This window comes from Neobacillus phoenicis (assembly GCF_047302305.1).
GTDB lineage: Bacteria > Bacillota > Bacilli > Bacillales > Cytobacillaceae > Neobacillus.
The window spans coordinates 1312075-1336393 of record NZ_CP154847.1 but is presented as its reverse complement, the minus strand read 5'-3'; the positions used below and the strand labels follow the sequence as shown (position 1 = coordinate 1336393).

16 protein-coding genes are annotated in these 24319 nt (G+C 37.0%); 2 read left to right on the top strand and 14 right to left on the bottom strand.

The window, feature by feature from the left end:
* Window positions 1-33: 33 nt before the first annotated feature.
* The 5 genes from AA0X95_RS06895 to AA0X95_RS06875 all read right to left on the bottom strand — a co-directional run bounded on the left by AA0X95_RS06895 (window position 34) and on the right by AA0X95_RS06875 (window position 4547).
* Window positions 34-801 carry an N-acetylmuramoyl-L-alanine amidase family protein gene (locus tag AA0X95_RS06895; RefSeq protein ID WP_413307027.1) on the bottom strand — a complete coding sequence of 256 codons (768 nt, stop codon included), beginning with the start codon at window positions 799-801 and terminating at the stop codon, window positions 34-36.
* Window positions 802-1054: 253 nt separating this feature from the next.
* On the bottom strand, window positions 1055-2380 hold the full coding sequence (locus tag AA0X95_RS06890) for a hypothetical protein (RefSeq protein ID WP_413307025.1): 1326 nt from the start codon (window positions 2378-2380) through the stop codon (window positions 1055-1057).
* Between the two features lie 96 nt (window positions 2381-2476).
* Window positions 2477-2956, bottom strand: a complete 480-nt coding sequence (gene pssE / locus AA0X95_RS06885) for a PssE/Cps14G family polysaccharide biosynthesis glycosyltransferase (protein WP_413307023.1) — start codon at window positions 2954-2956, stop codon at window positions 2477-2479.
* Window positions 2953-3438 (bottom strand): PssD/Cps14F family polysaccharide biosynthesis glycosyltransferase, encoded by a 486-nt coding sequence (gene pssD / locus AA0X95_RS06880; RefSeq protein ID WP_413307020.1) that lies wholly within the window; start codon window positions 3436-3438, stop codon window positions 2953-2955. Before pssD ends, pssE begins: the two co-directional genes overlap by 4 nt.
* Before the next feature lie 5 nt (window positions 3439-3443).
* The gene (locus AA0X95_RS06875; protein ID WP_413307017.1) at window positions 3444-4547 is read right to left on the bottom strand and encodes a glycosyltransferase; all 1104 of its coding nucleotides are present in this window, start codon (window positions 4545-4547) and stop codon (window positions 3444-3446) included.
* 239 nt (window positions 4548-4786) lie between these two features.
* Between AA0X95_RS06875 and AA0X95_RS06870 the strand changes: the two genes are divergently transcribed.
* A complete protein-coding gene (locus tag AA0X95_RS06870) occupies window positions 4787-6091 on the top strand; it encodes a UDP-glucose dehydrogenase family protein (RefSeq protein ID WP_413307015.1) in 1305 nt (434 codons plus the stop codon).
* Window positions 6092-6174: 83 nt separating this feature from the next.
* Here AA0X95_RS06870 and AA0X95_RS06865 read toward each other — a convergent pair whose 3' ends face one another.
* Window positions 6175-6318 carry a hypothetical protein gene (locus tag AA0X95_RS06865; protein ID WP_413307013.1) on the bottom strand — a complete coding sequence of 48 codons (144 nt, stop codon included), beginning with the start codon at window positions 6316-6318 and terminating at the stop codon, window positions 6175-6177.
* 23 nt (window positions 6319-6341) lie between these two features.
* Window positions 6342-6575, bottom strand: coding sequence for a hypothetical protein (locus tag AA0X95_RS06860; protein ID WP_413307010.1), 234 nt, complete (start codon window positions 6573-6575; stop codon window positions 6342-6344).
* Window positions 6576-6614: 39 nt separating this feature from the next.
* On the opposite strand from AA0X95_RS06860, the gene AA0X95_RS06855 reads away from it, so the two are divergent.
* Window positions 6615-6998 carry a hypothetical protein gene (locus tag AA0X95_RS06855; protein WP_413307007.1) on the top strand — a complete coding sequence of 128 codons (384 nt, stop codon included), beginning with the start codon at window positions 6615-6617 and terminating at the stop codon, window positions 6996-6998.
* Between the two features lie 183 nt (window positions 6999-7181).
* On the opposite strand, the gene AA0X95_RS06850 is transcribed toward AA0X95_RS06855, so the two are convergent.
* The 7 genes from AA0X95_RS06850 to AA0X95_RS06820 form a co-directional block, all read right to left on the bottom strand.
* Entirely contained in the window at window positions 7182-10697 is a 3516-nt protein-coding gene (locus tag AA0X95_RS06850; RefSeq protein ID WP_413307005.1) for a cell wall-binding repeat-containing protein, read from the bottom strand.
* Window positions 10698-10797: 100 nt separating this feature from the next.
* Window positions 10798-12642 (bottom strand): cell wall-binding repeat-containing protein, encoded by a 1845-nt coding sequence (locus AA0X95_RS06845; protein ID WP_413307003.1) that lies wholly within the window; start codon window positions 12640-12642, stop codon window positions 10798-10800.
* A gap of 109 nt (window positions 12643-12751) precedes the next feature.
* Window positions 12752-14995 carry a SpoIID/LytB domain-containing protein gene (locus AA0X95_RS06840; protein ID WP_413307000.1) on the bottom strand — a complete coding sequence of 748 codons (2244 nt, stop codon included), beginning with the start codon at window positions 14993-14995 and terminating at the stop codon, window positions 12752-12754.
* A gap of 33 nt (window positions 14996-15028) precedes the next feature.
* The gene (locus AA0X95_RS06835; RefSeq protein ID WP_413306997.1) at window positions 15029-15742 is read right to left on the bottom strand and encodes a hypothetical protein; all 714 of its coding nucleotides are present in this window, start codon (window positions 15740-15742) and stop codon (window positions 15029-15031) included.
* A gap of 70 nt (window positions 15743-15812) precedes the next feature.
* Window positions 15813-17894: a cell wall-binding repeat-containing protein gene (locus AA0X95_RS06830; protein WP_413306994.1), complete on the bottom strand. Its 2082-nt coding sequence runs from the start codon at window positions 17892-17894 to the stop codon at window positions 15813-15815.
* Between the two features lie 233 nt (window positions 17895-18127).
* On the bottom strand, window positions 18128-19657 hold the full coding sequence (gene murJ / locus AA0X95_RS06825) for a murein biosynthesis integral membrane protein MurJ (protein ID WP_413306992.1): 1530 nt from the start codon (window positions 19655-19657) through the stop codon (window positions 18128-18130).
* A gap of 153 nt (window positions 19658-19810) precedes the next feature.
* Window positions 19811-24301, bottom strand: coding sequence for an endonuclease (locus AA0X95_RS06820; RefSeq protein ID WP_413306990.1), 4491 nt, complete (start codon window positions 24299-24301; stop codon window positions 19811-19813).
* Window positions 24302-24319: the final 18 nt, after the last annotated feature.

Below are 24319 nucleotides of genomic sequence, written 5' to 3'. Positions count from 1 at the left end.
TAATTACTTCTTACCGCTCTGTCTAGGATTTTTCTATTCTTTGCCTTTTAGTGCAGGATTATCAATCCAATAAAGGTTCTTTCCACCATTTCCATCAATCCAATTATCTCGCCCCACATTATGCCAATCTCCTTCACGTGCAAAAACGTTAAATTCCTCTCCTGGTATTGCGTCCCGAACAAATTCCGAGTGATGAGTAGGTGCTTTTCGAATATCTGTCCTTACAAGAGCTCGGACACGTTGTATAATTGTGTTACTGTCAACAAAAACTGGTTCAGCAAGCGGACTCTGTGGTTGAGTAGTCAGTCCACCTTTACTATTTAACAAATTAATAAAGTCCTTCCAGTTAACACCCATTTCCCCATTCCTAAGATACCTAGGACAGTTTTTCCCCGTCCAATAATTGTGTTGAACGACATTTGAAATAGGAATATTAAATTGGACCATAAGCTGCTTCGTTACATCTACTGTATTTTCAACTGCTTTACGATAATCTCCGTCAGAATTCACACAAATCTCAATGTGTATAGACTTTTTATTCCCTGAACCATTTCGCCCATCACCTGCTGCCCATGCTACTTCATCAAAAGGAACCGACTGTATTGCTTCTTGATCATCAATTTGAAGGTGCCAAGATGCTTTACGGTCATTCCCTCTTTCCTGTAACCTTGCATGCGCTTCTGCATCTGCCCCTAGACTTGTATTATCAGTTTCATGGATGGTAATGTATTTAGGAACCATTTTTATTCCCGGGCGCGTATCTTTATTAGATGCAGGTATCAAGCGTTGAATTATTTTCATACATATCCTCTCCTTTAAGGACTATATATGCAAAGAACCTCCTATTCGTTAGGGCTAATAACATCTTATTAGTCAATTACATTATTTTTCTCGACCTAACACCTTTATAAATAGCCAAATAGAGGAGGCATTTGAAAGAATTTCATGCGCCTCTCACAGATATATAAACATTCCTTTCCGCCACAACGGCATGCAATGGACTTACCCTTTAGAGCGAAGCGCTGCAAAAGCGCAATAAAGACCCCATTTGAATTCAAATGGGGTTCCATCTTTGCTTATTCTTAATTTGTTTAGAAAATATCAATATCAACAAGAAAAAACTGATACCTATTGGATTATTAATAAACGGATTAATATTGGTTAATAGTACTACCCCAACAAATGCTCCTACTAACGAGACGTCTTCTGTCGTTATCTCCATTCCATTCTTATGTCCACTATTGTAATTGTATATAACAAGTAGGCACAGAAATACCCACATCCCTAAACCAATCGCTCCCTGCTCTACCCAAATATCCAGAAAGCTCATTTCAATTCCTTCAACTCTACCAGCAATTGATGTTCCATATCCCTCGCCGAAAATAAAATGAACAGGATTACTTAATAATTTTTCCTTCGATGCTATCAAAAACTCTACCCTAGCACCAACACTTGTATCATTCACTGCTCCATTTTTTATGTGATTATGCGCTTCTGTGCTTTGTTCAAATCGTTCTAACGTTAAATATTGATACAAATAAGGAACGGAGAATGTGATCATTAATAAAACAGCTGACTTTATTAGTAATTGTGAATTTTTACTCATTGTTTTAATTTTTTCAGCCATCCCTTTTACAGGGGTAATTATTAACTTTACATCTATAATGACGATCATAAGAATACTTACCATTAGCGCGATAAAAAAACCTCTTGTATCTGACCAAAAAATAGAGATAAAACAAAGAGGGATATTAAGAAGATCAATTTTTAAAAACTTTTTTGATAACACAGCATTTAAAGATAAGACCAATCCAATAAATACATAGAAATGACTTTTATAGAATACACTATGACTCCGTCTAAATAGCAAGTCGTCATTCATTAGATGTTTCCAAAACTGTTTATATAATTCAAAATTCGAACTATACATGGTCTTTCCCAAAAGTGCTAAAAGCATAGTAAAGACAGCAACAAAAAAAGCACAATATTTTAGTAATGTAATAATTCTTTGTTTAGAATACCTCTCCTCAGAAACGTAATAGGCTAATGGGAAATAAGCTGCAAAAAAGGACACCCTAAAAAAATCCATTAAAATAATGGATGGAGTGTTTCCATTACAGTATCCAATTACAGCACTAACGAAAAACCAGCCAATTAGAAGATATATTCCAACCGTAACCGGATCCCTGCGAAAAAAAGTATTAATAGCTTTATTGGTATAAGCCTTTTCTTTTATTACACGATAGATATAGGTTAAGATTAATAAAATAAATAAGACTTGGCGTATGGAAATAACGCCAAAGTCGATTAATCTTCCTCCACCACCTACAAAAAGTTCTATAAGAAAAATCGTTAATAATATTTTTTCAAATTTATTCATCCTCGTAATTCCTCTCACCGTCTTACACGCGGGCATAAGTAATTCTGCTTTTATTGAATAAGCGGTTCCTTTCTTCTATGCAGAGATTTCATCTTACTATGCTCCATCAATAAATTGCTTAATAAGAGATATAATTTTCTTGTTACCACTCTCAAACTTAACGGGATTGAAACTTTTAACTAGACGCAGAACTTCTGATAAACTCATCGGTTCGCTCCAATAAAGTATATGTCCTGTTTCCTGGAACTGCTTCACAATTTCAAGCTGATGGTCATCATTATGCTCACCATATTTAATTAATCTCGGGACAGCTATGACCTTTTTTCCCATTTTCATACCCATTGTAATCGAACCTGTACCGCCATGGGTAATGATAAAATTCGCTTTCCTATAAAGATCTGCCATATGTTCATAGGTAGTAAAATCAAAAATTTGCATATTTTTCGAATAATATTTTGTATGACCTGCCTGAACAAGAACTTCCTCATTTATATTGCCCAGCAAAATTTGCTTGTCTATTTTCTTCAACAAGCGATCAAAGGGAAGTTCATGTGTTCCTAAAACTACTAATATCAATAGATTGACCCTCCATAAACAGCCTTTGGATAATGTTTTAACATTTCCTCCCATTGGACAATGAATAAATCAGCTATTGGATAAACAAGTTTCCCTGATAATGTTGGAGTTGACGTTTTTGCAAAACTCTCAATAAATATCACTTTTTTTCCAAATAACTTAGCGATGTAACATGTTGGCACTGCTGTATGCGCACCTGTTGTTACAACAACATCTGGCTTTTCCCTTAAAAAATAGTATAAAGATTTAAAAATATTATAACTGAATTTAAAAATATATTTAAATAAGTAGTTTCTTGCACCATATGCCAAAAAGGACATTTGGTATTGCTTACTTAAATCTTCTGTGATAATAGATTTTTCTGTAACAATATGGTAATCATACTCAACAAAAAGTGACTTTAACTGTAGTAGTTGTGTCAAGTGTCCACCTAATGAAGATATAAATAATACTTTTTTTCTATTTATCGATCTTCCGTTCATATATCCTACCCTCCAGTAGGAAAATAGACTTCCATTACCCGATTAAGTATGAGTTCCTGGTCGTTTTCCTCTGCTTTTTTCAATCCATTTTTTATTATACTATTTCTTTTATCTTTTGCTGAAAGGACATTTAAAATTGCTTTTGACAGCTCTTTTGAATTTTTCACAGGTACTACTACCCCTGAACCATTCGCCAACAAAGTCTTTAGCCCTCCAATATTTGTCCCGATAACCGGAGTTCCACATGCCATGGCTTCTAATGCAACTAGCCCAAATCCTTCAATATGAGATGGCAACACTAAACAATCAGCAGCACACATCCATGTAGATATTTCTGATTGCTCCTTTACTCCGAGTAGGTTTATTTTATTTTGTAATTGACTTTCTATTATTTTCAATTCCAATTTCTGTTTGAATGTTGGATCTTTCTCGTCACCGATTAAATAGAGCTGTACATCTCCTTCTTGTTCAGAAACAAGTGCCATCGCTTCAACCAATTCTATTAACCCTTTTTGTTCAATTATATTACCAACAAAAAGCAAATTCGTAGCTTCTTTCTCTAGTCCACAATTTTCCTTAGCAAGCTGCTTTTCTATAGGCTTGAATAATTGACGGTTTACACCCATATTGATTATTGATATTTGCTCTTTACTGACTGAGAAGTTCGTCACTATTTCATGATATAGTGCTTCACCTACAGCGATAACATGATCTGCTTGGTCCAATATTGTTTTAGTTTTTTGAAAAAGCCATTTATTTTTATTGGCCATTTTGTCAATATCACCACCATGGGCGGTCACTACCAACTTGGATTTAAATAGCTTTTTAAATAAGAGTCCTAAGTATCCACTTGGAAAAACATAATGAGCATGAACAACTTGATATTTACTACCTTTTATCAATAAAATCAAAAGCGCCTTCAAAATCCAAATTATGTATTTGGTTATTACACTTACTTTTCCACTCTTTGGATTAGTAATGGCTATAACATCAACTTGAAAATTTCTCTTTTTAATAGCATCGACCTGATTCTTTACAAAAATACCAAAACTTTTATGATCTTTACTAGGATACATATTTGTTATTACAAGAATTTTTTTACTATCCATTTTTTCAACACCTTATATATCCTTTTATCTGTTTACAACTGCAATTAGATGCATTGTGGGATTACCTCTAAAATCACATAAAGTCATTATACCAATATTTATACATGAAGAAAAATAAATCTATTTCTTTTTTCAATGTTTGTATCTTATATTAAAAAAATAATATATAACCTTATTTATTTAAGCTATAATAATAAAGTTGCTATAGATCTTACTACTGACATAAAGAAGGGATTAACATGAATATAACCATTACTGGAACAGGATATGTTGGTCTTGTTACAGGTGCCTGCCTATCAGAAGTAGGGCATCAAATCATTTGCTATGATATTGATGAAGAAAAAATCTCCTTATTAAATCAAGGCATATCACCTATTTATGAGCCTGGTTTAGATGAACTTATTCAACGAAATATAGACCATGGCCGTTTAACATTTTCCTCTAGTGCTGAGGAAGCATATTCCAATGCAAATTGTATTTTTATCGCGGTTGGAACTCCTGCCAATAAAGATGGTTCTGCGAATTTAAGTTTCCTTGAAGAAGCAGCAATCCAAATTGCTGAATATATAAATGAAGATACTATTGTCGTCATAAAAAGTACCGTACCAGTTGGAACAAATGAACGCATTGGTAGATTAATACAAGAGCGTGTCTCACCCCACATTCAAATTGATATGGTCTCTAATCCTGAATTCTTACGAGAAGGTACTGCCATACACGATACCTTTCATGGCGATCGAATTGTTATCGGGTCAAACTCTAGTGAAGCAGCTAAAAAAATTGAAGAAATTTATACTCCGTTTCATCTGCCCTTTGTTCAAACCGATATTCGTAGTGCAGAAATGATAAAATATGCATCTAATTCCTTTCTCGCTTTAAAAATTAGTTTTATTAACGAAATTGCAAATCTTTGTGAAAGAATTGGTGCTAACATCGACCATGTCTCTACAGGTGTAGGACTGGATAAAAGAATTGGAATCAATTTCCTTAAAGCTGGGATAGGCTTTGGAGGCTCCTGTTTTCCAAAAGATATCCATGCACTGAACCATTTGGCTAAAGAATTTGATTATGATTTTAAAATTTTACAATCTGTGATTGATGTCAATCGCATGCAAAAAGAGCTTCTTTTCTATAAAGCAAAGGAACATTTCGGTTCTTTAGCTGGGAAAAAAGCTACCGTACTAGGGCTAACCTTTAAACCCAACACGGATGATATCCGTGAGGCCGCTTCCTTACAATTAATACAGAATTTGCTGCTTGATGGTGCATCGGTAACCGTTTATGATCCGATTGCAATGCCAAAAGTAGAAAAACTCTTCGGCGACAAAATTAGTTATGCGGTTTCTTCTGAAGAAGCTCTACATGGTTCTGAAGTGGGTTTTATCTTAACCGAATGGGATGAAATCAAAAACATAAAATTACAGGATATTAAAGAAAAAATGACCGTTCCTATCATATTTGACGGTCGAAATTGCTTTAAACTTGAAGAAGCCCAAAAGTACGGAATCCAATACTATTCAATTGGAAGACCAACTATTAATTAAAAAAAGCAAAACCTCTCATTTTAGGGAGAGGGTTTTGCTTTTTATTTATAATCATTAAGCTCTTATTGTAAAAAGTATATTTACTAATTAGATGGTAATGTTACAAGGGTTTGAGACACAGATTGGCTTACTGCTGCTTCTCCACCTAAAATAGTCACATGATTCACACCATTCTTAGCAATTACTTCTAACATTTCATTGGGAACAAAGTTCTTTTCAACCAACAATAAAGATGCATCTTCTTTTGCAGCTAAAACTTGCCAGTTAACGCATCTGCAACCCCTCTGCCGTTGTCAATAAAAACATTTTCCGTACTTAAATTTAATGTATTAATCAGATTTGCTCCAGTTGCATAGCGATTTTCACCAGCAATTCGTTGTGCACCAGGCATTTTAGTAAATACTTGATTACTAATAACACCTTCCCCACCGATTACAATAGTTTTTGTTTTTCCATTAAGTGTAGAACTTGTATCTGTTGGCAAATACTCTTTAATTGTTGTTACTTTAAAAGGAGTGCTAATATGACTTTAATTAGATTTAACCTACCAATGTTTATTGGTGGAATTATGATTATTTTACTCAATACGATTATATTTAATTATCAAAATCCTTCAATCAAAACAGTATTCTTTACAGCTATTATTCCCTTTATCATTTTGTTTGCTATATCTGCGTATTTTTTTTATGAACGTGTTGTTATTACCAATAATCGGTTAGAGTATCGTACTTTTTTTAAGAAACCAATCAAATTCCAGTTCCAGGAGATTGATTCCTTAAGAAAGAAAAAAGTAGAAACTGCCATCGGAAGTGATGGAATTATTAATTTTCATTGTCTTTACCGATTCCACTGGAGAAAGAAATTCTGGGTGAGATACCATATGGTTTTTTTAAAAAGATCACATTAGAAGAATTGTATTTAATAAAATTAAACAAAAGAATCCCTATGTAGACTTTAGAGGATCAATGTAGGGTTTTACTCTACCACACTATTTTTATGTCTTACAAAGGAATTTATTATTCAATAGTATCAGGCAAAAAGAAAAATGCCTCAAGTTGTTTTTTCAACTTGAGGCATTTTTCATAAGAAACTAATTCATTAACTCTACTAATTGATTTAGCACGGATGATTCAATTCCGCCGCCGATTTGATGTACATTGGTGGTTTTCTTTGATTCTAAGGCACCTATTTGTGCACTGTCTAATCCATAATTTGATACTAATAACACTGGAACGTTATATTTTGCTGCTAATGGTCCGGCAGATAAGGCATCAACTAATTTAGTCGTGTCGGAATTTGCAGCCATAATCGTCGACATGGTCGATTGCGGGTAAAAGGTCTCAATCACTTTTGCGTTGGTCTGCAGACGGTTATCCCCGCTTAATCGATTATTTAATACATTTTGAGCAGTTATTTGATTCATTTGATTTATAATTGCAGGGGCAATCACGGTAGTGCCGCCAATAAAATAGGCAGTTTGTAAACCCTCATCTTTTAACCAATCAATTGTTTTCGTCGGCACGGCCTGTTTCTCGGTTAGGATAATGGGCTGCTTCGATTTTCCGGATTGGGCGGCAATCGATAGTGCATCCGGCTCGCCATATCCATAAGCCATATATACGGTGTTCACCTCAGAAACTTTATCTAACTCTTGAGCAATCATTAGTGACGTTTCATACCTATTTTCACCGCCAATCCGTGATACCATTATTCCACTTGCTTCAAAACTGTCCTTAATAGAATCAGAGATTACGCTAGTTCCCCCGATGAGAACGACTGTTTTCACGTCAAGGCGCTGGATTTCCTTAAATGTTTCATCAGGAATTGACTCCTTTGTTGTCAACAAAATCGGTGCGTCATTTGCTGAGGCTAATGGTGTAGCCGTTAACCCGTCAGCAATTGCCCATCCATTCACTAAAAAGACAGTGTCAGCTTTAGACCAACCAAGTTTCGAGATTTCTACCGCTGTCGAATAGCGATTCTCCCCAACCAATTTTTTAAGCGCTGGCTTTAGATCGCTGACTTGGATATAAGCTGGGACACTTTTGTTACCAACGGCATCGATTGCGATTACTTCAATGGTAGTTCCTGCTGCTTGTTTTTCTAAAGGAATCGAAAAATCTCCATTTGAACCAGCTGTAGCACGGCTAAGTTCGTTTCCGTCCACCCTTGCCACAACCGTAGATTCAGGTTCTGCACTTCCTGTTAGTGTTGTATCAAAATCGGTCATCTCGTGCACTTCTGGAACTGATGGTGCCGTTTCGTCTACAACTGTTACTTTCGTGATTTCGCCGACGTTTCCGGAGAAATCACTTACCCATACATCAATAATGGTTCCGCCTTTTAGCTTCGGAATATTGATCTCAAATGTACCATCATAGGATATGTTGGACCATTCATCATTTCCGACCTGTGCGTGAACGATTGTCGTTTCTTCTGCTGTTCCTGTAATGCTAGTTGATTGGTCAGTCACTTGATTAACAATCGGTTTTGCTGGAGGAGTGACATCCATTACCCCTACTTCAGCTGCACCACTTTGATTGCCAAATTGATCCGTTGCTGTTACCAAGAGCAAACTTTGTCGTTTTTGCACTGGAATCAATACATCGAATGTCCCATCTACGACTGTTGTTCCTGTACCGATGGTTTTTCCATAGGCATTTTTAACGGTAATCTTAGATCCAGGTTCCGCTTCACCTTGCACGTTTGTTGACTGGTCTGTCACCGGTTTCACAACTGGTATAGCTGGCGGTGTTACATCTTTTTCGACAGTTACAGTAAAATAGACCGAAAGCCCCTCATATGTAACTCTTGGCTGTTGGGTACGGGCTTCATTTTTATAATAGGAGTCAACCATTTGCATGGTCACATTCTTATCAAAGGTATTCCCGAAATTTGAAAAAGCAGTGATGGATGCACCTGTTAAATCTAGATCTTCACCTTGAATATAATTTAATTTTTCCGGTAAGGATTTCATTTCAATTTTTACGACACTTTCGAGACCTGCAAGTTCCATCCCAGCAAGCTCTGGGAAATGGTATTGTGAGTTTTGTCCTGTTGTCCAAATAGTTGTAAAATCAAACCCACTAAACGTCGAAGGAGATTTCATTTCTTCAAGAGTCTTTTTAAAAGTTCCCTCGGCACTCCCTGTTCCAACACCATTGGACATATTATCCAAAAAGTAGTTGTTCAAAAGGTTTCCTTCAAATTCACCTGCAATAGCTCCATTAGAACAATTCCAGTATGAGGTACTTACCCTCCCTACATTATAACTATTTTGTATTGTTGAGGTTGTTACATCTCCAGCAATACCACCGGAATAACATTTCGCATTAATCATTCCGATATTATAACTTTCCTTTATGGTCGTACTAGATGCATAACCGTTAATTCCTCCTGTATAAAATCCCTTTATATTTCCAGAATTGTAGGCTTGTACGACAATCGAATTATACATTTCACCGGTAATTCCTCCCCCAGAGGAGCCAACTGTTACATCTCCTTGGTTATATGATTTTACGATTGAAGAGTTTCCCTTCGCAGCTCCAACAATTCCACCACCATTAGAATAATCTGGTAAACTGCTGATTTTCCCTTTGTTTTTGGAATGACTAATGGTTGTAGAAGTAATGGAGCCTGCAATTCCTCCGCCAGTGGAAAAATTTATGGTGCTATTTAAGTCACCGGTATTGTCAGAGATATCTATTTTTGAAGAGGAAAGATATCCTGCTATTCCTCCGCCATAAGTCCCATAATTGATCTGCCCGCTATTACTAGTTTCAGTTATAGTGGCGTAATAACCATATCCTACAATTCCACCAACATATTTACTACCGTTGCTTGCAGGGCTAATATTCCCCGTATTATAGGTTTGCGTTATATTTGTGCGGGTTACGTTTCCAGCAATACCCCCCGTATAGGTTTTGGCATTTACTTCACCTTTATTGTAAGCATTTGTAATCGTAGAGGTTTTATTATAACTCGTTTCCACCTCTCCCACTAAACCGCCTGCATAGCTCTCAAATAATGATATAGCCTGGATGGATCCAGTATTATAAGAATTTGTGATGGTAATGTCATACCCATATCCGACGATTCCACCTGCATAGGCATTGGAGGTTGACGAATCGGTTGATTGATTATCTATTTTTATGGAACTGCTATCCATACCTAGATTTAGTATTTGGGCACTGTTGGCATAACCAAATAGTCCTGCGTAATCATTTTGAGTAGTTTCCATATTAATATGTAGCCCAATAATTCTAAATCCATTTCCATCCAAGGTTCCTGTGAACGGAGCCGTTTTCGAACCAATTGGAGTCCATCCGGTTCCATTGTTGTATAGTTCTCCGCCCTCTGAGGTAGGGCCAGTAAGATTTAGATCATTCATCAATATATATTTTCCGCTAAGATTTTCACGAACTTTATTTAAATCTGAGATAGAATAAATTCCAATATAGCCTTCAGGTACTTCTGTTAGATGTGGAGCAATTTCTTCCGCACTAGCATCTGAAGGTTGTAAGAGAAATAAATAATTAGGGATTAAATATTGATAGATTAATATTGTAATAATTAAACATGCCGTCCGTTTTTTTATTTTCCTCACATTTCTTTCTCCTTACCTTTTAGATAATATCTGACAAGTAAAACGAATAATTTTACGCCCGCCCCATGTACGGTTCTTTGAAAATGTTAGGACATAGTTCTTAGTACTGTACTTGTTGATAAATGTCAGCCAGTTCGTTTTCCACGCCTAATACGTCACTGCCCCCGAGCAAGTTGTAGGAATGTAGTTTTTTCGTCAAGAGTGCATTCTTGATTGAGTCCGGTACTTGTATTGGTGCATTTGGATTGCTAAGTAAGAGCGGTGCATTATTCTTCGCTGCCAGTACCGCTCCTGTTAAAGCATCAGCAAACCCATACCCTTGTGCAATATAGGCCTTTCCATTTTCGCCACTGAAAAGGTTATTGACAATAGTAAAATTAGTTTCAAAGCGGGTTGCTCCTCCATATCGAACAGGATCCTTTAACTCCTTCGTAATGTTTTCGCTTAGTACATCCTCACTGCCCACTACGATGGTATGGTCAAAGTTTTTTAATGCATTCTTCGTTTCCTCTTCAAGGTTATCAGTTCTTGAAAGGAAGATAGGATAGCCCATTTTTGCTGCATAAGGTGCAATCGTCAAAGCATCGGGAAAGTTATAGCCAAATGCGACAACTGCCGTATTTCCTTTTTTGGGCATATTATCTGCTATTTGAACAGCGGTATCAAATCGATTCACTCCACCAATACGCTGCACTTCTAATCCCATTCCATTTAACTCATTTTCCACATTTATACTAACGGCATCAGTACTTCCAAGTAAAATAACCTTTTTCGCTTTTAAGCGAAGAATCTCCTGTTTAGTCGTATCCGTTAAATACATATCATGAGTTAACAGCATAGGGGCATCAAGCTGGTAAGCAAGTGTTGTACCGGCAAGGGCATCGGGAAAATCATATCCTCTCGCCAAGACAACCGTATCTGCACCGCTAGGCCAACCTTCCTGAGAAATGGCAGTTGCCGTTTCAAACCGGGTTGAGCCGGAAAGTCTTTTTCCTAGCTGCTGCAATTCATTAGCTGCTGTGTAACCAATCGTTCCATCGTGAAGCTTTACCTTGTACCAGACATTTAATTTATCAAGGATATTTATATTTGGATCAAACTTGAAGGACTCATCATACACAAATGAATCTAAGATGGTCACAGCTTCTTTTTTTCCAGATGCCAACTTTTTGATAGGATCATAAGATTTTGCTGGTCCTATTCTAATGTTTGCACCAGCTGCAGACAGAACGATATCATTGCTCTTAAATGAATGTTTTGTTGTATGCAGCAAACGATAAGGAAGCTGATAAGAATCACGATTAAACCATAATAGGTAGGGATTTTCTGTATAGGTAAAATCACTAACTTTGAAATCAAATGGAATGGGCGACATATCGATTCCCGGATAAAATGAATCCAACTGTTCAAATAATCTCTCTTGATAGCTTGCTAAGTTTCGGCTTCCATCTGACTGGATAACCGGACTGTTTTTCGGGACCTTTCCATTATAAGCAAGAACAGCAAAATACCAGTTTTCGAGAATATCCCGTTCATTACTATTTAATATAGGAAGCTTCCCATCTTTCCCTGCAAACTTATCATCAAGGATTTGCAGCCCTGCATCAATATTATACTGGATATCGGTTTCCAATAAATTTTGGTTAAAGTTTGGGTTATTAGTGACTTGCATAATCCCAATTCCGCCATCACCATTTTCATTACTATATGGTTCTCCCTTATCATTAAACTGCTTCCAGCCACTCTCTTGAAAGGCTAAAGTTTTGACGATTTCCGGAGGGATATTATGGCGTAGAGCTGAATCCGTTAGCAATTTATTAATCTCTTGAACTGATGGGTTTTGATGATTGTTGTCTGTAAGCATGGTATCTGCAAAACTACTGCTTGCTCCCACGGACCCAAAGAATACCGCTGTAGTCATTCCAATAAGAAATTTTTTTAACATGTGTATCTCCTTTCAAAATAAATCTACTATAAGGATACCATGACTTTAAATAGAATTATATTAGTAATAACCAAAAAAAGGGAGGGAATATGATTCCCGCCCTTTTCTACTAATTTGTTAAGCTTGTTCCAGAATAATAAAAATCTAGTATTTTGTCATAAGAAAAGCCCTTTTCTGCCATGGATTTAGCTCCATATTGACTCATCCCTACTCCATGGCCATAACCAAGACCATTAATAATAAATTGTGACGAATTTTCCTCTACGTTTGTAATAAGATAGCTTTTGAAACTTGCCACGCCCATCATGCTCCTAAGAACACTTATTTTTTCATTATTTAATTCAAAAGTGAATTTCTTAATGTCCCCTATTAACGCCCCTTTTATTTGATCGCGGGCACTTTGAGAAATTGCAGCATCTCCGCCTAAATAGACAATGCTAGGTCTAACCCCTAAGGATTGGATCCATTGCTTTGAAACGGTAGGAAAACTGTCCTTTTCAGTTAAGATAACCGGAGAGTTTTGGTAAGCAGCTAGAACAGCCCCTGGTAAAGCGTCAATAAAGACTCTTCCTTGTGCGAAATATACTTTATTTAAATCAAAAGAATATTTCTTCGCAATCGCAATACTAGTATCGTACCTTGTGTCCCCACTTATTCTTTCAATATTGTTAATACCAAGTGCTTTAATCTGGCTTTCGATATACGGAGACAGAGCAAAGGTACCGCCAATTAAAGTAACTTTATTAATCTGGTTATCTTTTAATAATTGGACTGCACTATCGCTTAACCAATTTGTGTTTGCTAGAATAATAGGTATTTGCTTACTCGCTGCATAAGAAGCAATGGAAAGGGCATCCGGCGAGGTATCTGCCCCATTTGTAATAAAGACCTCTGAGTATGGCACTGCTTTCTTTGCGATTTCAACTGAGGTATCGTAGCGAGTTTGCCCATTTACACGTTCAACTTGATACCCCAGACTTTCCAACATTTGTTTAACACTACTTGATATTGCCGCTTCTCCGCCTAATAAATAGATTTTCTTAGGGTTTAATTCTTTTATTCGATTTAATACGACATCCGGTATAGCTGCAGATGTTGTTAGTAATAACGGCGCATCATATTTTTTCGCTAAAACAGCACCAGTAATTGCATCGACATGAACATCACCACGGCCAAGGACAACAGTATCAGCCGTTCCTTGCCAGCCTGTTTTTGATATTTCGACACTTGTATCATATCGCGTACCGCCAGCGATGGTTGTAGCATAGTTATCAGGCAGCTCACCTGGTAAAGTCCTTGCATAATTTCCTGCACCATCGATCATAAAGTATTCAACATGAAGTGTTCCTTTTGTTCGATAAGGAGTCGGAGCTCCTGTAGCAGTTTTTGTAAATTCATCAGGAAAACCGACCTTCGAAATATCGGTTATTTTAATATCCCTTGCACCACTTTTAGTTAATACATAATTTTTGATACCTTTAAATTCCGATGAACTTGCCTGTGATTCAGAAGTACTGTTCCACCATTGCTCGGGGTGGATTAGATCCAATTGTGAAGTATTAATTTGTTGTTTATTCAATGCTATTTTCCACGGGTTTTTTGGATCATAAGGATCACTTTTAGCTGTTAAATACGGAACCTGAGAAGTTCCCCAATAATTAGCATTCGATTCAATAAATCCACCGTTGCTTGAAGTATAAACCGCTGAAATCAAATTTCCATTGTATCTTAAAACTTTCCCTGCTGTTTGGTCTACTGCTGAATTAGAATTATTATAAGGACTAGTCCCCCAATTATAACCAGCATAGGCTTGATAAGAAATGGTATCGTCAATCACTGTTCCTAATTTAGATTTCACATACGTTCTCGCAGCCACAGCCTGCGCCTTCAATGCCTCAATTGACCATGATGCTGGCATCTCGGCCGGGACCACTCCTTTAAGGTAATCTTCGAGCTGAAGGGTATTAATAGGTCTAATATAGGCTTGACCTTCAATGGTAAATTGAAGGTTACCTAAATAATTTCGGCCGTTAATGATAGCATAGTTAGCTTGACCGTATTGAACCGGGGAAATTTGAAAACTATTTTGATAGGTTCCTTTTTTTGCATTATCTTCGTATAGTGCTAACGTCGTGTTGTTTTCTACTTTAATCGTATAATTTTTCCCTTCACTCAATTCAACAGAATTATTAGTTACGTATTTTCCTTTAATCGCTAGTGTTATTTCGGTTTTATTACCTATATAATTCTTTAGTTTAACTGACACCTGATCTTGTGTTTCAGCATTAGTAAGTGTTGGAAAGAGGCAAAAAACGAATAAAACTACAAAACCTATCATTTTTCTAAAAGCCAACCGGTATCACTCCCAAATGATGTTATTTATCTCTTATTCAATCTTTTCTAATTCTGATGTGGCTGTATAGCCATTTTCTCCACTTTGCTTAAACTCTTCCTTAATTAACCCATGTTTTGGTGCATAGTATCTTGTGTAGGTTGTTTCCTCATTTACTACCTCATTTGTTACTTTTTGAATAACAAGAACATGGTTAAAATTTCCTGCAGGAACTGTTTCTGTTCTATCACTCTCAAGTAATTTCCAGGTTGTTGCTTTACTAGAATCATTATTTAATAGTGTTTCAAACTTTTCGATCGGTTCAAACTCATTTAATATATTTTTTTGTGGATTTTTCATATTATTCTCTTCAAAAATTAACGTTATCTCATCCTTCGTCCAACGATAAATCTGAGTTGTTTTATTATCCCCTAATTGTAAAAGCATTTGGACATACTCATCATTGGCTGCAATAACTTCTTCAGTAAAGATCAGTTGACCCTTTTCAGTAAAGCTTTTTTTACTCCCTACCTCAGGTCTATATTCAATAAGGTTGATACCCTGCTCGGCTTCCTGATTGTTTGTAACCTGCTGATTATTTGGAGCAGCCTGTTCTTCCTCTTTTTGCGTCTTGCTAGAATCAACTTGTTCTGATGATTTATTAGTTGTATTTTCATTTTTAGTTTTTTTGTCGACTTTTTCTTCTTTACAACCAGCTAATGAAATAACAATTATTAAAGTAAACAAAAATACTAGAACTTTTCTCATGTTTAAAACCGCCTTTTTTAAAAAAAAGGCTCGATAAATAAATATTATCGAGTCCTTTATAATCCATTTACTATTTTAACCTATTCTTCACAGATTGATAGGATTGATTGTTTACAACTCCACCAATCACTTCCAATTCGTTTACCTCGTTGTCACTTCCATATTCCAACAGTTGAGACTCGACATTTCTGTTTAAATAATCTCCAATTAATACTAAAGGTGTGTTGCTTCCAATAGATAATGGAGCAGAAGCTAATGCATCTGGGAAGTCTTTTCCAGTCGTTAAATTGACTTTATCTGAGTGTAAACTATCCTCAAAGTACAGATTAATGACTGCATTTGTTGCATAACGATCGACTCCTGATAATCGAACTATACTGCTAGCAGGGTAATTGGATTGAATCTGTTGTTTTACAGTTTCAGAAATAACATCAGCTCCACCTGCAATCACTACATTTTTGTTGTCTAAGTTTAAGTTTTGGACTGGTGTCACTTTATCCTTTTGTGCAAGTAAAATACCCCAATTTTTATTAGCCGCAATTGGTGCTACAGTAAGTGCATCTGGGAAGTTTTCTCCATAGACTACAAATAGACCATTCACATTCCCAATTTTTTGAAGGATTTTTAAGTTTGTTTCATAGCGAGTTGCACCCGAAATTCTTTCAACCTCAAAGGTCATACTTGTTAGTGTGTCTTCAATAGATTTAGCAACTGCTACCTCACCACCAATAATCACTACCTTTGAAGCACCAAGTCTAATTAATTCTTGTTTAACCGCTTCATCCAATGCATTAGCATGTGTTAGGAGAATCGGAGCCTTATCATAATACGTTGATAATGGACCTGCTGATAATGCATCCGCAAATTGATAACCAGTGGTTAAAATAACTACTTTATTTTGCTTATCCTGAGCAAATCCATTTGGATATAGTTGCTTAGAAACCTTAATAGCTGTATCAAATCGATCTTGTCCTGTCATACTAGAAACATTTACATCCCTTGTAACTGATAGATTTGGAATATTCGTCCATAAAACATCGTTTGTTTTATTATTCACAATTTTGACACTTGATTTCCCTTGGCTGTAAGAAAGGGCAGAATCATAATCATAGAAGCTAGCGCTAACTTGATTATTTACATACACATCATATTTTTTAATTAGATAATTTGACCAAACAGTTTTCCCCGTATCCATTGATACCACACGCGTATTCCGCAATCCTTGTGCATATGTAATGGCCGACTCTTCAGTAGGAAGAGATTTTAAAAGCCCATTTGTCCGATGGTATACTTCATATTTACTATTCGTATAGGTATAGGATTGTTTATCCTTATCGAAAACCTTGGCAGTATAGTTCAGTTGATTAGCATAGTTAATAGCTTCCTGTTGCGTTTTGAACATCTTAACAATTTTGCCATTCTCATCATGAACTTCAAACACTTTGAAGTACTCGATAACTGCATTAGCAATTGCCTGAGCTGCTCTTTGTTGATAATCAGCTGATTTTAACATTGCTTCTTCATCCCTATTAGTCAAATACCCTAACTCAATAAGAATGGCAGGCATTTTTGCATTCCTGATAACGTAAAAACTCTGATCATTAGCAATGCCTCGGTTGACTGCCCCTAGACCGCTGATTAACTTTGGATGTACGGTTTCTGCTAACCTTTTGCTTTCAGATAAATATCCCATCTGGATAGGGTCTGGAGGATAATCAGGCTGATAATGGTTGACCCCATCATAATAATACGTTTCTGTTCCTTTGACATAAGGACTAGTTGGACTTGCATTTTGATGTATAGAAATGAACAAACTGTTATCATTATTATTGGCAACAGCTCCATTTGCTACTCTCATTCTTTCAATAAGATCTGCACTTTGACTAATACTGCTGAACTCTCTGTCAGTGTCTCTTGTCATAAATACTTTGACATCCGTATTTTTCAGAACTTCTTTCAACCTAAGTCCAACCAGTAAGTTTACGTTCTCTTCACATAATCCGGTACTACTTCCTGAGTAACCGCATGTTCCAGAGTATCTCCCACCATGTCCGGGATCGATTACTATTAACTTTTCAGCATAGCTGCTAGCTGGAAATATAAATAGTAATAGAATAAAAAAGAATAAAATGTTAAACTGTTTTCCTCTCATCTGTTAACCTCCACTTTATTACACAATTTCCTTCATTTCTACATTATACCATTCTATAAATCTATTTTTAATTACATTTTTCTATCGGTTTCTACAAATTTCTTCTTTCGTAAATTATCAATCTAAATAGCTAGCAATCCAGAAAAATCAACATAAAAATATAGTCTGAATGAATTTCATTCAGACTTAAATGATTGGATAGGAATTGAATAGGATCATTGGACATCAGTTTCTTATTTTTTTTTCAACAAAAACATTTTTTCATTCCGAAGTAATCCAAACAATGTTTTGGTTTTACACAACCATAAAACCAAAACATATAACAATGCCCCTAGTGGAATCAAGATTGTTAGTACTATTAAATCATTGCTCGTTTTTAAATAGTCCGTTGTTTTCATACCAATTAAAACAGCAGACATGACAAAAGTCGCCGCCAATATTTTTAAATATTCACTTGCAAGAAACTTTAAATTAAAGCCTCCTGAAATTCTATTTAGTGTAGTAAAAGTTAGAATGGAATAAACCATCCCGATTATGGAAGCAGATAAAGCAAGTCCCGAAGGTCCAAGCCCTTTAGAAAAAATATAGTTAGAAATAACATTCAGTAGAATCGAGAATAAACCAATCTTCATAAAGCTACTGCCTTTTCCTAATGTATAAAAACCCTTAGCTACGACGGCTTGGATACTATAAAATAATACAGAGCCCATATAGAATAATGCATAATGACTTGTTAAAATGGTCGTTTGTTCAGTAAACGCTCCCCGCTCATACACGATCCGGACAATTGGTTCGATTAGTATCATCATCCCTGCTACTGCAGGAGCAATTAATAAAAACATATTCGTAAGCCCTTTTTCAATTCCCTGATTAAACAGCTTCATATCTCCAGATGAAATGGCTTTTGCCAAAAAGGGATAAATGATTGTCGCAATCGTTACTCCAAAAAGGGCTTGTGGAATCGTGATAAGTCTAAATGCATAATTCAGATTAGAAACAACCCCTTCCCCCATTCTTGAGGCAAAAAGCATATTCACTGTTAAATTGATTTGCCCAACAGCGATGGTAACACCTACTGGCCAAAAAATACGATAAAATGCATTTATTTCTTTCCATTCTGGTCTTTGGGACCAGATTATCAGTTTTTTGGGTGTTAGGACTATTACCTTGAGTAAAAATGACAATACAGTACCCACAAAATATCCAAATGGAACTGAATAAATACTCATTTTGCGATGAAATAATAAAGCAAACACAAGCGTAGTTAGCACAACGATTGTTTGTGAAAAGGTCGAAAAGGAAAACTTTCGTTTAGAGTCAAAATATCCTTCATAAACTGCATTGACCCCTACTAGGATAATGGAAAGAAAGTACAATGCGCTCGTCCATACTGCAACGCTAGATCCATCTGGATATTTGCCAAATTCAGGATATAACCATTTTACTAAAAGTGGGGAAAATACTGTTCCTGTCAGGGCAACTACAATAGAGAAAATAAAAGTACCTTTGACAATATTCGTTAGATGGGATAAACCTTTCCCCTGTTTTTCATAGGTGTAATAACTAGGGAGAAAGGCATCCTTCATTCCCGTTAACATAAAAAGGATAATAGCATTAGGTATGGTCATGGATGCAAAGTATGCATCTGCTTTATATGAATCACCGTATAAGCCTGATATTACTAAGTCACGAAACATACTAGAGAACTTCAAAAGCACAGTGGATAAAAAAAATAAAATAACTGATAAGCGTAATTTTGACATATTCAGATTTTCCTTTTATTTTTAATCTCCCCATTATATCAAAAAAAGACCCATATAAATATGGGTCTGCCGTATTTCTTCTCTTAATTTAAAGATAACCAGCATTCAGTTTTTTTAATGTATTGGGTTTTAGCATGCCATTCCTCAAAATGATTAGCTTGCAGGCCAGATTAGGTCTGCCCATTCCGGGTGATCGATGAATGGATTGCGGTTTCCTTGAATTGATTGAATGACATCATTTCTGTGCTTTTCAAAAGCATCAGGTGGATCCATTTTGCTCCATTGAAGCAGGACAGATTGCTTGCCATGGAATGGTGTTGGATAGGTATTCACCTTATCAGCTAGTTCAAGATCTAGCTCGCCTCCATCACCTTCATAACGAACAGCCATATACATGAGCATTCTTGCGATATCGCCCTTCACACGATTAGGTGGCTCGAACGAATCACTATCGTATTTGCATTCGGTACACTCGCCTTGAGGGTTACCACCGTTATCAAAATCTAAATGTCCTCGTGTACTGTTTACAGATGCGTCAGTTGGTCGTAAATGGTGGATGTCTGTTCCAGGTCCTACACTTGTTCCAAAATCACCATGTGATTTTGCCCAAACATGCTCACGGTTCCAATCGTTTACACCCGATCCAAACGTAGTTTTAGCTTGTGAACGGCCTGTATAAAGAAGGATTACATTATTGGGATTATTGGGATCTTCATCGGTTTTCTTTAATGCTTCTGTCACTTGGGAATACGTTAATTTTGTTTGGACTTTAATGATGTTATGTAACGCTACCTTTAAGTCAGCACCTGTTTTACCAGCTGCTGCTTGGTAATAGGCATCCACATTATTTCCTGGTTCTTGATTTACTGGCTCTAGTAAAAAAGGAGAAGTAAGAACTTCTCCTCCTACGTTTGCAATTTTAATATTAGACACATCTACGCCGTCTTTAATCGTCCATTTTTGAACGTTTTCAGCACCTCTAATTTGGCTAATATTTGCATTTTCAATAATTACCTCTTTAACCTCTAAACCACTTAGATCAATGATTGCATCCGGTGAGGTTGGGCTAATGATAATGACTGTGTTCTTTAAGCCTTCACCTTGCAACTTAGCGTAAGAGCCCTTTAACACAATCCCTTCTGTAATCACGGAATCCGAGCTCACAGTAATGTCAGCACCAACATTTGTTACGGTTAATTTTTTTGTTTTAAAGCCTTTTAAGTTGTAAACCTTAGTTGATGCCGGCGGTGTAACTGGCGGTAAGACTTCTTTTGCTTTTAGCTGTGTTTGGATAATCACAGGGTCATGGTCACTTGCACGACCGTGAACTTCCATGAATCCTGAATTAATGTGTAAAATGTCGATTGTTGTATTCGCAACCATATTGTTTGTAACTAGAACTTGATCTAGTACTTGAGCATTCCCTTGGTAAGAGTAATTATAACGCTCATTCTCAGGAACGAAGTCAATCATGTCGGTCATTTCGTTACCTTTTGCGATTTGTATTGTTTGGGTGAATTCAAAATCATTGAAGTCTCCAAGTAAAACAACGTTAGCATTGGCATCTTTTGCTTTAATATTCTTCACGAAATTGTTGACAATCGCCGCAATTTTATGACGCTGAATTTCACTACTTAATACCGGCGGTTGATTTTTCCCAAATAACGGCTGGTCACCGCCTTTTGAGTTAAAGTGGTTCGCTACTACGATGATACTTTTACCTTGGAACTCAAATTGGGCAGCCAATGGTTTACGGCTTGAATTAAACGCCTCATTCGTTGGGTCGATACGCCCAGGGTTTAAAGTCAGCTTGCCGTTTTCAAACCCTACTGATTGTGTTGCTTCCCCCTTCGGAGCTCCTGCGGTTAACGATACGCGCTCAGTATTATAAAGGAATGCTACACGAATATTTCCGCCAGGGGCACCTCCGTCTTGGTTATTCACTGGAGCAACCTCTGTATAAGCATAGGTTGGGCCGCCAAGTGCTTTTACTTTATCAATAATCTTTTGTGCACTTTGCGTACCGTCAACAACACCATCATTAGATTCACCATTGTTGTCCTGTACTTCATTTAAACCGATAATGTCAGGACTCTTCATTTTATTGACAATGGCATCTCCGATTTTTGATACCTTTTCATCAGGAGTTGCAGTTGAGAAGTTCTCAACGTTATAGGTTGCAATCGTTAACTTATCGGCAGCTGGTTCAATTTTTGTAGCAGCACGAACGATTGGTGTTTCATTTAATACTGGAAGCGAAGATTCTTGAGTCATTACTTTAAAGTTGCTGTAACCGTAGTTCACGACACCACTAACAGGTCCAGTAAAATTATCTCCCATTTTCGCCCGGTAGGATTTATTAGCTGTTGAACCGTTCCTTATGTCAAGAGCAATCCGATCAGGGTTTGTGTCAGTTGCTGTGATCCTTAATCCACCTGGTTCCACGTTTGTTTGGTAATCTTTTGGAACCACCCAAACTAAAGCGTCTTTTTGCAGGGCAATGACCTTCGGATTTTCCACTTGTACATACATACCTTCAAGGCTTTCCCAGAAATCAATGACATCTTCCTCGGGATCAAACTTAGCAAATTGGTCATTGTCAATGATTTCAGGTGGTGCTATCCGGTCCACACCAAGCTTGATTGGTGCCGGAAGCGGGGCTGTTCCATTCTTAGTAATTGTTGAAGCTTCAATTTCGGATATCGTTAAATCTGTTGATGATTTTTCAGCATAACCTTCACCATAGTATTCAGTAACTTTTCCGGTTACTTTTACACGGTCACCAATTGCAAGACCATGGCTGGATTTAAAAACTAGAATCCCATCAGACGTATTTGGATCTCCATCACCTTCAAGGTCTTGGATGAAGAAGCGGCTTGTTCCATCTACATAGGTAACAACACCCTCCACATCTGTAACATTAAGGCCATTATATTTAGATGTGTGGGATTTTCCTTGAAGATCATAAATATGGACCACACCATCTTGAATGAGATAATCAAAGGTTGCAACAAGGCTATTTTTCATGCCGTCTTTTACAGCAATTGCTTTAATCGTTGTTTCTTGATTGATAACGATTAGCTGTGAATATACAGGGCTGTCTGTTGTCGGTAAACTGCCATCCACTGTATAGTGAATCGTCGCACCGGCTGTACCAGTTGCCAACGTCACTCCTGTTCCTGCCTTTACCATACCAGCACCCGGAGTGGCAACAACAGCTTGAACCATGCTGGAGTCTAAAATAATGTCAGCTTCAGTACGCGTAATTAATTGATAAACTCCGTTAAAGGCACTTAGAACACCTGTGATTTCTTCATAAGTAGTACCAGTTTTCAACCATGCTGCATTGCCCGGACGGATTTGGAAACTTGTTCCGTCAGCATCCGTAGCAGTATAGTTACCGCCTGAGAATGCACCAATTGTTACATTTTGAAGCTTTACAAGCTTTGCTTCCTTGCTTTCTTGCAGGTCTGCTGCTTTCACTAGTTCTGCTGGTGGAACAGCTTCATTACCTGAAACGACAATATTTTCATGATTTGCTTCGATTTCAAGGAGTGTTGAATACTCTGTCAATTTACCTGATACGGTAATTTTATCTCCTTGTTTAATCGTGGTGCTGTCAGTAGGTGTGTAAGCGACAATTCCGGCTGTCGCATCTTGGAAGTAAATCGCTCTTCCCAAAACGGCTGTTACGACACCGCTTGTTTGAACGTTCGATTGTAAATCCATAGCTCTTACTTCAGCAATTGTCTTCTCTTGTAAAAGAGTATAAGTGAATGTGGACACATCGCTGTTTTCCAAATCAGTTTTTATAGCGATGGCTTTGATGGTTAGATCTTTGGTGATTTCGATTGGCGCTGTGTAAAGTGTGCTTGTTTCTGTTGGCTCAGTACCGTCAGTGGTGTAGTAAATTTTTGCATCAAGTGTAGTAGTTTCTAGGGTTACTAGAGTTCCAGATGCTACTGCACCTTCAGTAGGTGAAGACGTAACATTGGCAACTTTTGTTTCTACAGGAGTAGAGCCGCCGTCCATGGTGTGGGAACCTAGGTTAGTAAATGTATCAACAGGCAGCCCATCCCACTCAGTTGCTGGATCAAAAGCATCAGTTGGGTTGGCATCTCCCATAGTCACGGAACTTTTTCGTACAAGCGTTTGATCGATAGTTTTAACATCGGTTCCCCAAGCGGTACCTGGGTCATTCCCTACCTGACCAATTCGATCAATAATAATCCCGTTATGTTTTAAAACAAGAGCATCATCGCCGTTAAAGTTAGTAACACTATGAATTAGGTTGGCTTTGTCTTTTAGTGCTTGTACTGCAGAGCTATTAACGATTACAAACGTTTCTCCATTTTCAAGAATTGAATCGGAAACCGTAGAAAAATTCAATGGGTTTGAGGCAGTAGTTGAACCATTGGAATATAACTCAACAACGTATTCCTTCAGATCAACACTGCTGCCGGTACCATTATAAATCTCAATTGCTTTGTTGCTGCTGTTTCCTTCAACATATTCAGAGAAGAATAGATCCTTGGCAGTTGTGGCAGCGGTTACAGGAATGCTATACATGCTTGGTAATACTAGGCTGATGAGCATAATGACAACAAGCATGATATTCAGATTTTTTTTACTTTTTTTAGTCAAAACTTCCCCTCCTGATTT

What these genes read in the sequence shown, in the direction of transcription:
- AA0X95_RS06875 (WP_413307017.1), bottom strand. Translation starts at nt 4,547, where the DNA reads ATGGATAGTAAAAAAATTCTTGTAATAACAAATATGTATCCTAGTAAA.
- AA0X95_RS06890 (WP_413307025.1), bottom strand. Translation starts at nt 2,380, where the DNA reads ATGAATAAATTTGAAAAAATATTATTAACGATTTTTCTTATAGAACTT.
- AA0X95_RS06870 (WP_413307015.1), top strand. Translation starts at nt 4,787, where the DNA reads ATGAATATAACCATTACTGGAACAGGATATGTTGGTCTTGTTACAGGT.
- AA0X95_RS06830 (WP_413306994.1), bottom strand. Translation starts at nt 17,894, where the DNA reads ATGAGAGGAAAACAGTTTAACATTTTATTCTTTTTTATTCTATTACTA.
- murJ (WP_413306992.1), bottom strand. Translation starts at nt 19,657, where the DNA reads ATGTCAAAATTACGCTTATCAGTTATTTTATTTTTTTTATCCACTGTG.
- AA0X95_RS06845 (WP_413307003.1), bottom strand. Translation starts at nt 12,642, where the DNA reads ATGTTAAAAAAATTTCTTATTGGAATGACTACAGCGGTATTCTTTGGG.
- AA0X95_RS06895 (WP_413307027.1), bottom strand. Translation starts at nt 801, where the DNA reads ATGAAAATAATTCAACGCTTGATACCTGCATCTAATAAAGATACGCGC.
- AA0X95_RS06855 (WP_413307007.1), top strand. Translation starts at nt 6,615, where the DNA reads ATGACTTTAATTAGATTTAACCTACCAATGTTTATTGGTGGAATTATG.
- pssD (WP_413307020.1), bottom strand. Translation starts at nt 3,438, where the DNA reads ATGAACGGAAGATCGATAAATAGAAAAAAAGTATTATTTATATCTTCA.
- AA0X95_RS06835 (WP_413306997.1), bottom strand. Translation starts at nt 15,742, where the DNA reads ATGAGAAAAGTTCTAGTATTTTTGTTTACTTTAATAATTGTTATTTCA.